This window comes from Micromonospora humi (assembly GCF_900090105.1).
Lineage (GTDB): Bacteria > Actinomycetota > Actinomycetes > Mycobacteriales > Micromonosporaceae > Micromonospora > Micromonospora humi.
In genome coordinates this window covers 166,900-179,019 of sequence record NZ_FMDM01000013.1, presented here as the reverse complement: position 1 = coordinate 179,019, position 12,120 = coordinate 166,900, and the positions used below count along the sequence as shown (strand labels likewise).

Below are 12,120 nucleotides of genomic sequence, written 5' to 3'. Positions count from 1 at the left end.
GCTCACATCCTCTCGGGCGCCGAGACGCCGAGCAGGCGCAGGCCGTTGGCGATGACCACCCGGGTGGCGTCGTTGAGCCAGAGCCGGGCCCGGTGCAGGTCGGTGACCTCCTCGTCGCCGCGCGGCAGGATCCGGCAGTTGTCGTAGAACCGGTGGTAGGCCTGCGCCAGGTCCTCCAGGTAGTGGGAGAGCCGGTGCGGGGCCCGCAGCTCGGCCGCGGCGGCCACCACGGACGGGAACGCGGCAAGCGCCTTGAGCAGCTCGTTCTCCTTCTCGTGGTCGAGCAGCTCGGCGTGGAAGTCGGCGGCGTCGCCCCGGGTCAGCCCCACCTCGGCGGCGTTGCGGTTGACGCTCGCGGTGCGGGCGGCCACGTACTGCACGTAGTAGACCGGGTTGTCGCGGGTGGCCCGGGTCCACAGCTCCACGTCGATGTCGATGGGCGAGTCGCTGGAGTACCGGGCCAGCGCGTAGCGGGAGGCGTCCACGCCGATCGCGTCGACCAGGTCCTCCAGGGTGACCACGGTGCCGGCCCGCTTGCTCATCCGCACCGGGGCGCCGTCGCGGACCAGGTTGACCAGCTGGCCGATGAGGATCTCCAGGGTGCGCGCCGGGTCGTCGCCGAAGCAGGCGGCCATCGCCTTCATCCGGCCGATGTAGCCGTGGTGGTCGGCGCCCAGCATGATCACGACCCGCTCGAAGCCGCGCTCCCGCTTGTCGAGGTAGTAGGCGCAGTCGGCGGCGAAGTAGGTCCACTCGCCGTTGGACTTGCGCAGCACCCGGTCCTTGTCGTCGCCGAAGTCGGTGGTGCGCAGCCAGGTCGCGCCCTCGGACTCGAAGACGTGCCCCTGCTCGCGCAGCCGGGCCAGCGCCTGCTCCAGCTCGCCCCGGTCGTGCAGGTCCTTCTCGTTGAAGTAGGTGTCGAACTCGACGCCGAAGTCGCGCAGCGAGGACCTGATCTCGGCGAACATGAGCTGGACGCCCTCCACCCGGAACACCTCCTGGGCGGCGTCGTCGGACAGGTCCAGCACGTCGGGCCGCTTCTTGACGACCTCGGCGGCGATCTCCGCGATGTACGCCCCGCCGTAGCCGTCCTCCGGGGCCGGCTCGCCCTTGGCGGCGGCCAGCAGCGAGCGGGCGAACCGGTCGATCTGGGACCCGGCGTCGTTGAAGTAGTATTCCGTGCCCACGTCGGCGCCGGTGGCCCGCAGCAGCCGGCTGAGCGCGTCACCGACGGCTGCCCAGCGGACGCCGCCGATGTGCACCGGGCCGGTCGGGTTCGCCGAGACGAACTCCAGGTTGATCCGCTGCCCGGCCAGGGTGTCGCTGCGCCCGTAGGCCGGGCCGGCCTCGACGATCGACCGGGCGAGCTGGCCGGCGGCGGCGGCGTCGAGCCGGATGTTCAGGAAGCCCGGGCCGGCGATCTCCACCGACTTGATCCCCGGTGCCCGGCCGAGCTGCTCGGCCAGCGCCGCGGCCAGCTCCCGCGGGGGCACCCCGACCTTCTTGCTGAGCTGCAGCGCCAGCGTGGAGGCGTAGTCGCCGTGATCGGGGTTACGGGGTCGCTCGACGGTGGTCTGCGCGGGCAGCGCGGCGCGGTCCAGACCCCGCTCGTCGAAGACGGCGTGGGCTGCGGCGAGGACGACCTCGGCGAGTTCTGCGGGAGTCACCGAACCATGTTATCGGGGGTAGACTCGGGCACCGCGGCGGCGACCCAGCATGTGAACAGGCTCCGCGCTCCCCTGACCGACCGACCTGACGAGGCACGATGAGCATCAGCACCCCGGGCGGCCCGGAACGCCGTCCCACCGTGGTCAGCACCGGCAAGAAGCCGGCCGCCGGCCGGCCCGCGGCGGGCGACAAGCCCGCCGCCAAGGCCGGTGCGGGCCGGCCCGGCGGCGGCAAGGGCGCGCCACGGCCGGGCGCCGGGGGCAAGGGCCGCAAGCCGGTGACCCCGGTGAAGGTGAGCCAGGGGCGCTCGTGGGGGCCGATCGCGCTGTTCGCCGCGGTCGGCGTGCTCGCCGTCGCGATCATCGGCATCGGCGCCTGGTCGGTCTACCAGGGCGCCCAGCCGTGGCAGAAGCGGGCCGACGCGATCAACGGCATGGTCGACTTCCGCAAGAAGGACAAGGACCTGGTCAAGGGCGGCAACCACCAGCCGGGCACGATCAAGTACGAGCAGTCCCCGCCGGTCGGCGGCCCGCACAACCAGGCCTGGCAGAACTGCATGGGCGACGTCTACCCCGCCCCGATCGCCAACGAGCACGCGGTGCACAGCATGGAGCACGGCACGGTCTGGATCACCTACCGCCCCGACCTGCCCGCCGACCAGGTGGCGAAGCTCGAGAGCAAGGTCAAGGGCAAGGAGAAGCTGATGCTCAGCCCGTACGAGGGGCTGGACAAGCCGATCTCGCTGCAGGCCTGGGGCTTCCAGCTGAAGGTCGACAACGCCGACGACGGCCGGATCGACGAGTTCATCAAGACGCTGCGGGTGAACGCCTCGATCGAGGGCCCGAACGCGCTCTGCGACCAGGGCATCACCGCCACCGGCACCACCCCGCGGGACAACGTGCAGCCGAACATGCCCGAGCAGCCCACCCAGTGAGGACGCGATGACCGCTCCGGTGACCACCGACAGCGAGTTCGACGACGAGGTGCCGGCCGCCGACGAGGGCGGCCGGCCGGCGGCGCGCCGCTACGGCCTGCTGGCCCTGGCCGCCGCCGTCGTGGTCGGGCTGCTCCTCGGGTACGCCGGCGGCCTGCTCACCCCGACGCTCAGCCGCCCGGGCGACACCTCGGCCGAGGCCGGTTTCGCCCGGGACATGACCGCCCACCACAACCAGGCGGTCGCCATGGGGCTGCTGGCGTTCCGCCAGGGTCAGGACGCCGAGGTGCGCCAGGTCGGCGTGGACATCGCCACCGGGCAGCAGGGCGAGATCGGCACCATGCAGACGTGGCTGCGCTCCTGGAAGCTGGACCCGACCGGTGAGCAGGCCCCGATGGCGTGGATGCCGGACGGCGCCGGGCTGGTGAAGGACGGCCTGATGCCGGGCATGGCCACACCGGAGGAGATGGCGAAGCTGCGGGCGGCGAGCGGTCGCGAGTTCGACGTGCTGTTCCTGCAGATGATGATCCGCCACCACATCGGCGGGGTGCACATGATCGACGGCATCCTCGACGAGGGGCACGACGACGACGTGCTGGCGGTCGCCCAGGTCATGAAGAACACCCAGCAGAACGACCTGACCAACCTCAACGCGGCGCTGAAGCGCCTGGGCGGCACGCTCTGACGGTCCCGCTTGTCCGCTTTGACCGTTTGTAACGTTTTGGGGATAAGGACCCATTGCACTGCTTCGGGAGTTTTCTCCATACATATCGTGACCGGTTACGGTTCGGGCTCGTTGCGCAAGACGTGGGGGTTGCACTCAGAGACGCAGGGCGGTCGGTGACCAGCTGGTGCCGACGCCACACCATCGGCGGTGACGGAGCGGTGGCAGCCGTCCGTCGCGGACTGCGGCAGGGCGAGCCGGGAACGCTCAGCCGCGAACAGGAACTCGAACTCATCGACGTGCTGCGGGGCGTCCACCCGGACGAGTTCGGCATCGACGAGGAACTCTGGACCCGGCAGAGCCTGACCACGCTCATCGAGCGCCGGTTCGCGCTGACCCTGGACGCCGGCACCGTCGGGGCGTACCTCCGGGCCTGGGGGCTCGGGCCGCGCGAGCCGCGCGAGCGGGCCTGCGGCCTCTGCGTCGGCGCGGTCGAGCGGTGGGTACGCAGCGAGTACCCGGCGATCACCCGAGCCGCGCAGGAGCACGCCGCGGAGGTCTACTGGATCGGCCGGGTGCGCCTGCGCGGCACCATGCCGGCGGCCGACGTGGTCTCGGCGGTCTCCTCCCGGGGGCGGGTGCGGTTCATGGTCACCACGCCCTCGGTGGACCCGCCCCTGCCCCGGGACTTCGTGCTGCGGCTCAGCGGCGCCGAGGAACGCGCCGTGCACCTGATCGTGGACGGCTCCTGGCCACGCAACGAGTGGCCCCGCCGACTGCCCCGCCGCATCGCGCTGCACCCGCTGCCGAGCTGCGGTCGCGCCCTCGCCGCCGCCTGAGCGGTGAAGATCGACTGCCCGGCGATACCGATTCGGTGATCCGGGAGGGGGTTTGCTACTCTTCTCGGGTCGCTGAGCCCCCGTAGCTCAGGGGATAGAGCACCGCCCTCCGGAGGCGGGGGCGCAGGTTCGAATCCTGCCGGGGGCACCAGAAGACGTCGAAGCCCGGGCCGTCGCGCCCGGGCTTTCGCGTCGGCTCAGCCGGCCTCGCGCCGCGCCTTCGCCCGCCGCTTGCCCTCGTGCATCGCCTGCACCCGGGCCACCGGAATGCCCCGCCCCTCCTCGACCAGCTCCGCCGGCAGCGACTGCGGCGCGGGCAGCGCCTCCGCCCACGGATCCCGGTCGCCGAGCAGCGCCGGCACGGTCCGCACGGTGAAGTCGGCAGGCGTCGCCGACTCCAGGTCCGCCCAGCCGACCGGGTACGACACCGGCGTGCCCGGCCGGATCCGAGGGCTGTACGCGGCCACCACCGTCGCCCCGTACCCGCGGGTGGAGTCGACGAAGACCCGGCCGCCCCGGTCGGCCACGATGAACGCGGTGGTGGCCAGCGCCGGGTCGAGCCGTTCGGCGCGGGCCGCGAGCGCCCGGGTCGCGGCGGCGGCCTCCTCCGCCGTGGTGGCCGGCGCCACCGGCACGATCACGTGCAGGCCCTTCGCCCCGCTGGTCTTGACCGCGCCGGTCAGCCCGGCGTCGGCGAGCGCCTGCCGCACCAGCAACGCGACGCGCACCGCCGCGCCGAACGAGTCGCCCTCCGGCGGGTCCAGGTCGAGCACCAGGTGGGTCGGGTGCTCGGCGTGTCCGGCGTGGGCCAGTGGGGCGTGGTATTCCACCGCCCGCTGGTTGGCGAACCAGAGCAGCGTCCGCCGGTCGTCGCAGAGGGCGTACGAGATGCGCCGGTGCGACGCCTCGGCCCAGACCTCGGTGCGGCGCACCCAGTCCGGCGTGTACTTCGGCAGGTTCTTCTGCATGAACGGCTCCTGCCCGGGCCGGACCCGCAGCACCGACAGCGGTCGGTCGCGCAGCTCCGGCAGGAGCCGGCCGTGCACCGCGTCGAGGTAGTCGACCAGGTCACGCTTGGTCGCGCCGGCGCCGTCGAACAGCGGCTGGTCCAGGTTGGTCAGCGGAACCCCGTCGCGGGTCTCGTCAGCGGCGCCCATCCGCCCACCTTCCCGGCCCGGGCCCGGTCCGGCAACCCCGACACGGCGGCCGGCGTGCCGACCCGTCCCGGAGCGGGTGTTCGCCTCGCGGGGCGAGCCGTCGAGCAGTCGGGTGATGGGCTGACACGCTACGAACTTGATGACGTGAACGAGTCGACCGGGGGTCAGGCCGCCGGGCCGGCTTCACGGCGGCTGATCCATTCACGCCATCAAGTTTGCAGGCGGACAACACGAGGTCTTCCCCCGACCCGGCACGCGGTCGCCGTACGCACTCCGCCGGCCGGCGGCCGCACGTGGCGCATGATGGCCACCGAGGCTCCCGTCGGGGCCGCGCGGAAGGAGACACGGTGACGACCCAGGACGACCGCTGCGCGTCCGGCCAGACCGGCCAGGACCGGGGTGGAGCGCAGGCGCGGGCGTGCACGGTGCGGGAGGCGCTGGACCGGGTCGGCGGCAAGTGGAGCATCGGCATCCTGATCGCCGCGTCGACCGGCCCGATCCGCTTCACCGAGCTGGAGCGGCGGGTGGAGGGGATCAGCCGGCGGATGCTCACGCTGACCCTGCGCAACCTGGAACGCGACGGCCTGCTGGTCCGGCACGTGCACGCCACCGTGCCGCCGCGGGTCGAGTACACCGCCACCCCGATGGCCCGGGAGCTGTACGAGTCGCTCGTCGCGCTCACCCGCTGGGCCGAGCGGCACCGCGACGCGATCAGCGCGGCCCGGGCGGCGTACGACCGGGAGCACCCTGTGGCGAAGCCCACGCAATCCGTCTGACCGATCGGTCAGGTGCTGACCGATCGGTCAGGCATGCTGGAGGGCATGGCACGCGCCACCCCGGCCACCCACGACGAGCTGCTCACCGCGGCGGCCCGTCGGTTCGCCGTCACCGGATACAAGGGCACCTCACTGCAGGACATCGCCCGCGAGGTGGGCTGCTCCAAGGCCACCGTGCTCTACCACTTCGCCAGCAAGGACGCCCTGCTCTGCGAGCTGATGGCACCCGCCATCGCGGTGCTGGAACAGCTCGACGCCCGGCTCGCCGACCTCACCGGCGCCGAGGCCCAACGGGTCGCCGCCGAAGGCTTCGTCGACCTCGCGGTCCGGTTCCGCCGGGAGATCGCGCTGCTCCGGGGCGAGTTTCCCGACCTGCTCCAGCAGCCCGCGTTCGCACACATCCAACAGATCTCCGAACGGCTGATCGCCGCGTTCGCCGGCTTCTCCGACCGGCCGGTGGCCCGCATCGCCGCGCTCGTCGTCCTGGCCGGCATCGCCGAGACCTGCGGCGAGTTCCTGGACATCCCCGACGAGGAGCTGCGACCAGCGCTGCTCGCCGTGGCGCACCGCGCGCTCGAACCCACCACCTGATCCCACTGTCGCAATCCCGAGGACGAAGGAAGGTCCATGGCGACCCTGCTGTACCGGCTCGGCCGGGCATCCCTGCGCCGGCGGCGACTCGTCGCCGTCGTCTGGCTCGTCGTACTCGTCGGTCTCGGTCTGGCCGCGGCCACGCTGCGCGGGCCGACGGCGAGCAACTTCACCATGCCCGGCACCGAGTCGCAGAAGGCGATCGACCTCCTCGCCGACCGGTTCCCGGCGGCCAGCGGCGCCACCGGCACCATCGCCGTCAAGGCGCCGCAGGACGGCGCGCTCACCTCGCCGGCCGGCCAGGCGGTGGTCAAGCAGGTCACCCAGGAGGCGGCCACCCTGCCCGGGGTGGTCGGCGCGATCGACCCCTACCAGGCCCAGGCGCTCACCCCGGACGGCCGCTACGCGCTGATCCAGGTGCAGTTCGCCGGCCGCGCCGACGACGTCACCACCGAGCAACGCGACGCGTACGAGAAGGTCGGTGCGCAGGCCGAGGCGCAGGGCTGGCAGATCGCCCCCGGCGGCGAGGTGCTCAACGGCGAGCCGGAGGTCGGCTCGACCGAGGCGCTCGGTGTGCTGGTCGCGGCGATCGTCCTGGTCATCACGTTCGGCTCCCTGGTGGCGGCCGGGATGACCATGCTGAACGCGCTGATCGGCGTCGGCGTCGGCATGGCCGGCCTGTTCGCGCTCAGCGGCACGGTCGAGCTGACCAGCACCGCACCGATCCTGGCGCTGATGCTCGGCCTCGCGGTCGGCATCGACTACTCGCTGTTCATCACCTCCCGGCACCGGCAGAACCTGCTCGACGGGCTCTCCCCCGAGGAGGCGGTCGGTCGCGCGGTCGGCACCGCCGGCTCCGCCGTGGTCTTCGCCGGCGCCACCGTGGTGGTCGCGCTGGCCGGCCTGGCCGTGGTGGGCATCCCGTTCCTCACCGTGATGGGCCTGGCCGCCGCCGGCACCGTCACCGTGGCCGTACTGGTGGCGATCACGCTGGCCCCGGCGCTGCTCGGCTTCGCTGGCCGGAAGGTGCTGCCGCGCAAGCTGCGCAGCCGGGAGGCGGCGGCGGACCCGGGCACCGGCTCGGAGGACCGTTCCGGCTTCGGGTTCCGCTGGGCGAACTGGGTGACCCGGTTCCGCATCCCGGTGATCCTGGTCGGCCTGCTCGGCCTCGGCCTGCTCGCCATCCCCGCCCAGGACATGCGCCTGGCGCTGCCGGACGCCTCCACGGCGGCCGAGGGCACCCCGGCCCGGGTCAGCAACGACCTGATCCGGGAGGGCTTCGGCCCCGGCTTCACCGGCCGGCTCGCGGTCGTCGTCACCGCCGACTCGCCGCAGGCCACCCAGGCCGCCGTACCGCAGGTCGCCGCGCTGATCCAGAAGACCGACGGGGTGCTGGCGGTGGCCCCGCCGCAGCTCGACCCGTCCGGCCGCACCGCGCTGCTCGGCGTCATCCCGAAGACCGGGCCGACCGACGAGAAGACCGAGGATCTGGTGCACGACATCCGGCGGCAGGTCGGCGGCATCCAGAACGCCGACGTCCTGCTCACCGGCGTCACCGCGATCGGCATCGACGTGTCGGAGAAGCTCTCCGACGCCCTCCCGGTCTACCTGCTGCTGGTGGTGGGCCTGTCCGTGCTGCTGCTGATGCTGGTGTTCCGGTCGATCCTGGTGCCGGTCAAGGCGGCGCTCGGCTTCCTGCTCACCGTGGCGGCCACGTTCGGCATCACGGTCGCGGTGTTCCAGCAGGGCCACCTGGCCGGTCTGCTCGGCGTGGACACGCCGGCGCCGCTGGTCAGCTTCCTGCCGATCCTGCTCATCGGCATCCTCTTCGGCCTGGCCATGGACTACGAGGTCTTCCTGGTCTCCCGGATGCGGGAGGACTTCGTGCACGGGGACACCGCCCGCCAGGCCACCATCAACGGCATGGGGCACGGCGCCCGGGTGGTCACCGCCGCCGCGCTCATCATGATGTCGGTGTTCGGCGGCTTCGTCTTCCTGGACGACCCGATCATCAAGTCGATGGGCTTCGCACTCGCGATCGGTGTCGCCATCGACGCGTTCGTGGTCCGGATGACCATCGTGCCGGCGGTGATGTCGCTGCTGAACAACGCCGCCTGGTGGCTGCCCCGCTGGCTGAACAAGCTGCTGCCCAACGTGGACGTCGAGGGCGAAGGCCTCCGCGCCCACCTCGCCGCCCGCGAGCCCGCCCAGGTGAAGTGAAAGGAGGGGCCCCCGCTTAACGCATTCTGCATAGGCGGGGGCCCCGCTTAACACCCCGGCTCACACCCCGGCCGGGTACGTCTCCATCTCGCCCGGCGTGACAAGCGCGGGCAGGGGGTGCAGGGCGGTCGTCTCGTCGCACCAGATGAACGCGTCGTACCGCTCCCCCAGCCGGGTCGGCACGTAGTTGCCCCAGGACTCGAAGCTCGGGTCGTACACCACGCCGATCGCCCGGTGGTCCGCCTCGCCGGTCACCCAGTCCGGCTCGTCCGGCCCACCGAAGACCAGCACCGCCCGGTCCGGCATCAGCTCGTGCAGCCGGTGCTCGACCGACCCCTCGCGGGCCGGCGGCACCACCATCGTCTCGGCCGGCGTGCCCCAGCGCGGGGCGGCGACCACGGTGCCCCGGTAGCTGCCGAGGCCGATCAGCGCCACCGCGTCCCGGCCGTGCCGCTCCCGGCCGAGCTGGCCGATGTTGACCATGCCGTCCGCCGCCATCTCGGTGGCCCGCGCGTCGCCGACATGCGTGTTGTGCGCCCACACGATGCCCCGCGCGTCCGGCCCGTAGCGATCGAGCAACCGGTCCAGCGTGTCGGCCATGTGGATGTCGCGGACGTTCCACGACTCCGGGCCGCCGCCGACCATGGCCCGGTAGTAGCGCTCCGCACCGGCCACGACCTCCGCGTTCTGCCAGGCCGAGAAGCGGTCCGGGCCGTCCGCGGCGGCCTGTTCCCGGGTACGCGCCAACAGCCGGACCACCTCCTCCTCGCACCGGGCGGAGACGAACCGGCTGGCCATCCCGTACTCCTCGACCTGTTTGCCGTACGGCTCGAAGCATCGATAGGCCTCCTGGGCCGCCTCCAGCGAGGCCGGGTCCTCCTCGCCCAGGTAGTCGAAGATGGCCTGCATCGACTCCCACAGCGAGTAGACGTCGAGGCCGTGGAAGCCGGCGCGTTCGCCCTCCGGGCGCTCCAGGTTCCAGGCCCGCAGCCAGCGGCAGAACCGGGCCACCTCGGCGTTCGCCCACATCCAGGTCGGCCAGCGTTCGAACCGCTCCAACGCGACCAGCGGATCGGCCGACCCGCCCGGCGCGCCCACCACCGAACAGTGCACCCGGTCGCAGTCCGGCCAGTCGCCCTCCACCGCGACGAAGTCGAAGCCCTGCTCGGCGATGAGCCGGCGGGTCAACTGCTCCCGCAGCCGGTAGTAGTCGTAGCTGCCGTGCGTCGCCTCGCCGATCATCACGATGCGGGCGTCCCGGACGCGCTCCAGCAGCGGGTCGAAGTCGCTCGGCGCGCCGAGCCGCTGAACCAGCATGTCCGCGGCTACCCGGGTCCCGTCGGGGCAAACCGTGACTCGCGGGCATGCCGGCGGGGGCAGCGGGTAGCCGCGCGGCATGACCGTCACCGGCGCGCAGTTGCAGGAGTTCCTGGCCGGGCTCGACTACCCGGTCTCCCGGGAGGACCTGGTCCGCTGGGGTCAGGAGAACGGCGTCAGCACCGAGGCGCTGCAGGCGCTGCGGACGTTGCCGGCCGAGGAGTTCGACACCCCCGCCGAGTTGGGCGAGGCACTCGTCACCCTCACTGGTTAGCCAGCCAGGTGTTAAGCGGGGCCCCCTCCTCTACCGGAGGCGTTAAGAGGGGGCCCCGCCTTTCACCGTCACGGTGATGGTGTGGTGGCCGGTGGCGCCGTCGGGGAACGGGGGGCGGCGCTGCTCGGGCTGCACCGCGCCGGCGCCGTCGGTGGCGCGTACCTTCAGGCTGTGCGGGCCGGCCGGGGCCCGCCAGGCGAAGCGCCACTGGACCCAGGTGTCGGTGGACGCGGTGGGCAGCAGCTCGGCGGCCCGCCACGGTCCACCGTCCACCGACACCTCCACCGCCGTGATGCCCCGGTGCTGCGCCCAGGCCACCCCGGCCACGGTGACCTCTCCGGCGGGAAGCCGGGCGAACGGCGCGGGCCGGTCGATCCGGGACGCGGTCTTCACCGGCGCCTCGCGCGCCCAGCCCCGCCGCACCCAGTACGCGTCGAAGGCGTCGAACGTGGTCACCTCCAGCTCGGTTACCCACTTGCACGCTCCGGCGTAGCCGTACAGCCCGGGGGTGAGCATCCGGACCGGGAAGCCGTGCGTGAACGGCAGCGGCGCACCGTCCATGCCGACCGCGAGCATGGCGTCCCGTCCGTCGAGGAGTGTCGCGATCGGGGTGCCGATGGTCATGCCCTCGTCGGACCGGGCCACCACCTGGTCGGCGCCGCCCCGGATGCCGGCGTCGCGCAGCAGCGGGGCGAGCGGTGCGCCGAGCCACCGGGCGGTCCCCACGTACGGGCCGCCGACCTCGTTGGACACGCAGCTCAGTGTGATGTCGCGTTCGATCAGGCCCCGGTCGAGCAGGTCGGCGAAGCTCAGCTCGATCGGCCGTTCGACCATGCCGTGCACCCGTAGCCGCCAGGCGTCCACGTCCAGCCGGGGCACGGTGAGCGCGGTGTCGACCCGGTAGAAGTCGGCGGTGGGGGTGCGGAACCCGGGCGCCACCCCGGCCGGCGTCGGCCGGGCCGGGGAGGCCGGGGCGGGCAGCCGGACGGTCTCCCGGGACCGGGCGGCGTCGGCCACGTCGAGCCGGCGCAGCGCCGCCGTCCCGGCCCCGGCCAGCACGGTGCCGGCCGCCACCAGCGCCGCGTTGCGCACCACCAGCCGCCGCGTCGGCCCGTTCGCCGGCGCCGCGCCCTCGGGACCACCCGAACCGGCCGGACCGGCGGGACCACCCGGACCGGTGGGACCGGCCCCGGACGCCGCCCGGCCCACCCCCACCGGGTCGGGGGCGGCGTCCGGGGGGTTCGGGGCGGCCGGCAGGCCGGGCAGGGGCAGCCAGCGCAGGAGGGCGGCGGCCACGGCGGCGCCGGCCAGGGCCGGCAGGGCGTCGACCGGGCGGGCGTCGGGGCGGGTCAGCGCGGCGGCGACGCCGGCCACCCCGAGCACCGCGGGCCCGAGCAGGCCCAGCGCCGGGCGGCGGCGGGCGGCGATCCCGGTCAGCGCGGCCAGCAGCGCCAGCGCCAACGCGATGCCGCCGAGCAGCAACGGCTTGTCGTAGGTGCCGAACGTGCGTACCGCCCATTCCTTGACGGCTGTGGGCGCACCGTCCACGACGGCGCCGCCGACCGCGACCAGCGGCGCCGCCCGCGGGCGGACGGCGGTGGCGAACAGCTCCGCGACCGCCACCCCGGCGGCCGCCGCGAGCAGGCCCGTTCCGGCGGCCGCCAGGGTACGGCGGGTCAT

11 protein-coding genes and 1 tRNA gene are annotated in these 12,120 nt (G+C 73.3%); 8 read left to right on the top strand and 4 right to left on the bottom strand.

What is annotated here, in order from left to right; translation table 11 throughout:
• Nucleotides 1–2: 2 nt before the first annotated feature.
• A complete protein-coding gene (gene argS, locus GA0070213_RS23625) occupies nt 3–1,667 on the bottom strand; it encodes an arginine--tRNA ligase (RefSeq protein WP_091068967.1) in 1,665 nt (554 codons plus the stop codon).
• Nucleotides 1,668–1,765: 98 nt separating this feature from the next.
• Here argS and GA0070213_RS23615 point away from each other — a divergent pair, with 98 nt between their 5' ends.
• From GA0070213_RS23615 to GA0070213_RS23600, 4 genes are all read left to right on the top strand, one after another.
• Nucleotides 1,766–2,602 (top strand): thioredoxin-like domain-containing protein, encoded by an 837-nt coding sequence (locus GA0070213_RS23615; RefSeq protein WP_091068965.1) that lies wholly within the window; start codon nt 1,766–1,768, stop codon nt 2,600–2,602.
• A 7-nt stretch (nt 2,603–2,609) separates the two neighbouring features.
• Complete coding sequence (locus GA0070213_RS23610) at nt 2,610–3,287, top strand: DUF305 domain-containing protein (protein ID WP_091068959.1); 678 nt, start codon at nt 2,610–2,612, stop codon at nt 3,285–3,287.
• A 122-nt stretch (nt 3,288–3,409) separates the two neighbouring features.
• On the top strand, nt 3,410–4,105 hold the full coding sequence (locus tag GA0070213_RS23605) for a winged helix-turn-helix domain-containing protein (protein ID WP_091068956.1): 696 nt from the start codon (nt 3,410–3,412) through the stop codon (nt 4,103–4,105).
• Nucleotides 4,106–4,181: 76 nt separating this feature from the next.
• Nucleotides 4,182–4,256: transfer RNA gene (locus GA0070213_RS23600), tRNA-Arg, on the top strand.
• A 46-nt stretch (nt 4,257–4,302) separates the two neighbouring features.
• Here the strand turns inward: GA0070213_RS23600 and ligD are convergent.
• Nucleotides 4,303–5,262: a non-homologous end-joining DNA ligase gene (ligD, locus tag GA0070213_RS23595; protein ID WP_091068952.1), complete on the bottom strand. Its 960-nt coding sequence runs from the start codon at nt 5,260–5,262 to the stop codon at nt 4,303–4,305.
• Between the two features lie 425 nt (nt 5,263–5,687).
• Between ligD and GA0070213_RS23590 the strand changes: the two genes are divergently transcribed.
• Genes GA0070213_RS23590 through GA0070213_RS23580 form a run of 3 tightly spaced genes read left to right on the top strand, consistent with a single transcriptional unit; the run spans nt 5,688 to nt 8,849 of the window.
• Complete coding sequence (locus GA0070213_RS23590; protein WP_245716526.1) at nt 5,688–6,038, top strand: winged helix-turn-helix transcriptional regulator; 351 nt, start codon at nt 5,688–5,690, stop codon at nt 6,036–6,038.
• 45 nt (nt 6,039–6,083) lie between these two features.
• A complete protein-coding gene (locus tag GA0070213_RS23585) occupies nt 6,084–6,629 on the top strand; it encodes a TetR/AcrR family transcriptional regulator (protein WP_091069117.1) in 546 nt (181 codons plus the stop codon).
• Between the two features lie 36 nt (nt 6,630–6,665).
• Nucleotides 6,666–8,849: an MMPL family transporter gene (locus tag GA0070213_RS23580; protein ID WP_091068947.1), complete on the top strand. Its 2,184-nt coding sequence runs from the start codon at nt 6,666–6,668 to the stop codon at nt 8,847–8,849.
• Nucleotides 8,850–8,909: 60 nt separating this feature from the next.
• On the opposite strand, the gene GA0070213_RS23575 is transcribed toward GA0070213_RS23580, so the two are convergent.
• Complete coding sequence (locus tag GA0070213_RS23575) at nt 8,910–10,166, bottom strand: erythromycin esterase family protein (RefSeq protein ID WP_091068945.1); 1,257 nt, start codon at nt 10,164–10,166, stop codon at nt 8,910–8,912.
• A gap of 79 nt (nt 10,167–10,245) precedes the next feature.
• On the opposite strand from GA0070213_RS23575, the gene GA0070213_RS23570 reads away from it, so the two are divergent.
• Complete coding sequence (locus GA0070213_RS23570) at nt 10,246–10,440, top strand: DUF2795 domain-containing protein (protein ID WP_091068941.1); 195 nt, start codon at nt 10,246–10,248, stop codon at nt 10,438–10,440.
• Nucleotides 10,441–10,482: 42 nt separating this feature from the next.
• Here GA0070213_RS23570 and GA0070213_RS23565 read toward each other — a convergent pair whose 3' ends face one another.
• The gene (locus GA0070213_RS23565; protein ID WP_091068938.1) at nt 10,483–12,120 is read right to left on the bottom strand and encodes a molybdopterin-dependent oxidoreductase; all 1,638 of its coding nucleotides are present in this window, start codon (nt 12,118–12,120) and stop codon (nt 10,483–10,485) included.

Coding starts and splice junctions, on each gene's coding strand:
- GA0070213_RS23610 (WP_091068959.1), top strand. CDS start 2,610: ATGACCGCTCCGGTGACCACCGACAGCGAGTTCGACGACGAGGTGCCG.
- GA0070213_RS23565 (WP_091068938.1), bottom strand. CDS start 12,120: ATGACCCGCCGTACCCTGGCGGCCGCCGGAACGGGCCTGCTCGCGGCG.
- GA0070213_RS23580 (WP_091068947.1), top strand. CDS start 6,666: ATGGCGACCCTGCTGTACCGGCTCGGCCGGGCATCCCTGCGCCGGCGG.
- GA0070213_RS23585 (WP_091069117.1), top strand. CDS start 6,084: ATGGCACGCGCCACCCCGGCCACCCACGACGAGCTGCTCACCGCGGCG.
- GA0070213_RS23615 (WP_091068965.1), top strand. CDS start 1,766: ATGAGCATCAGCACCCCGGGCGGCCCGGAACGCCGTCCCACCGTGGTC.
- ligD (WP_091068952.1), bottom strand. CDS start 5,262: ATGGGCGCCGCTGACGAGACCCGCGACGGGGTTCCGCTGACCAACCTG.
- GA0070213_RS23575 (WP_091068945.1), bottom strand. CDS start 10,166: ATGCTGGTTCAGCGGCTCGGCGCGCCGAGCGACTTCGACCCGCTGCTG.
- GA0070213_RS23570 (WP_091068941.1), top strand. CDS start 10,246: ATGACCGTCACCGGCGCGCAGTTGCAGGAGTTCCTGGCCGGGCTCGAC.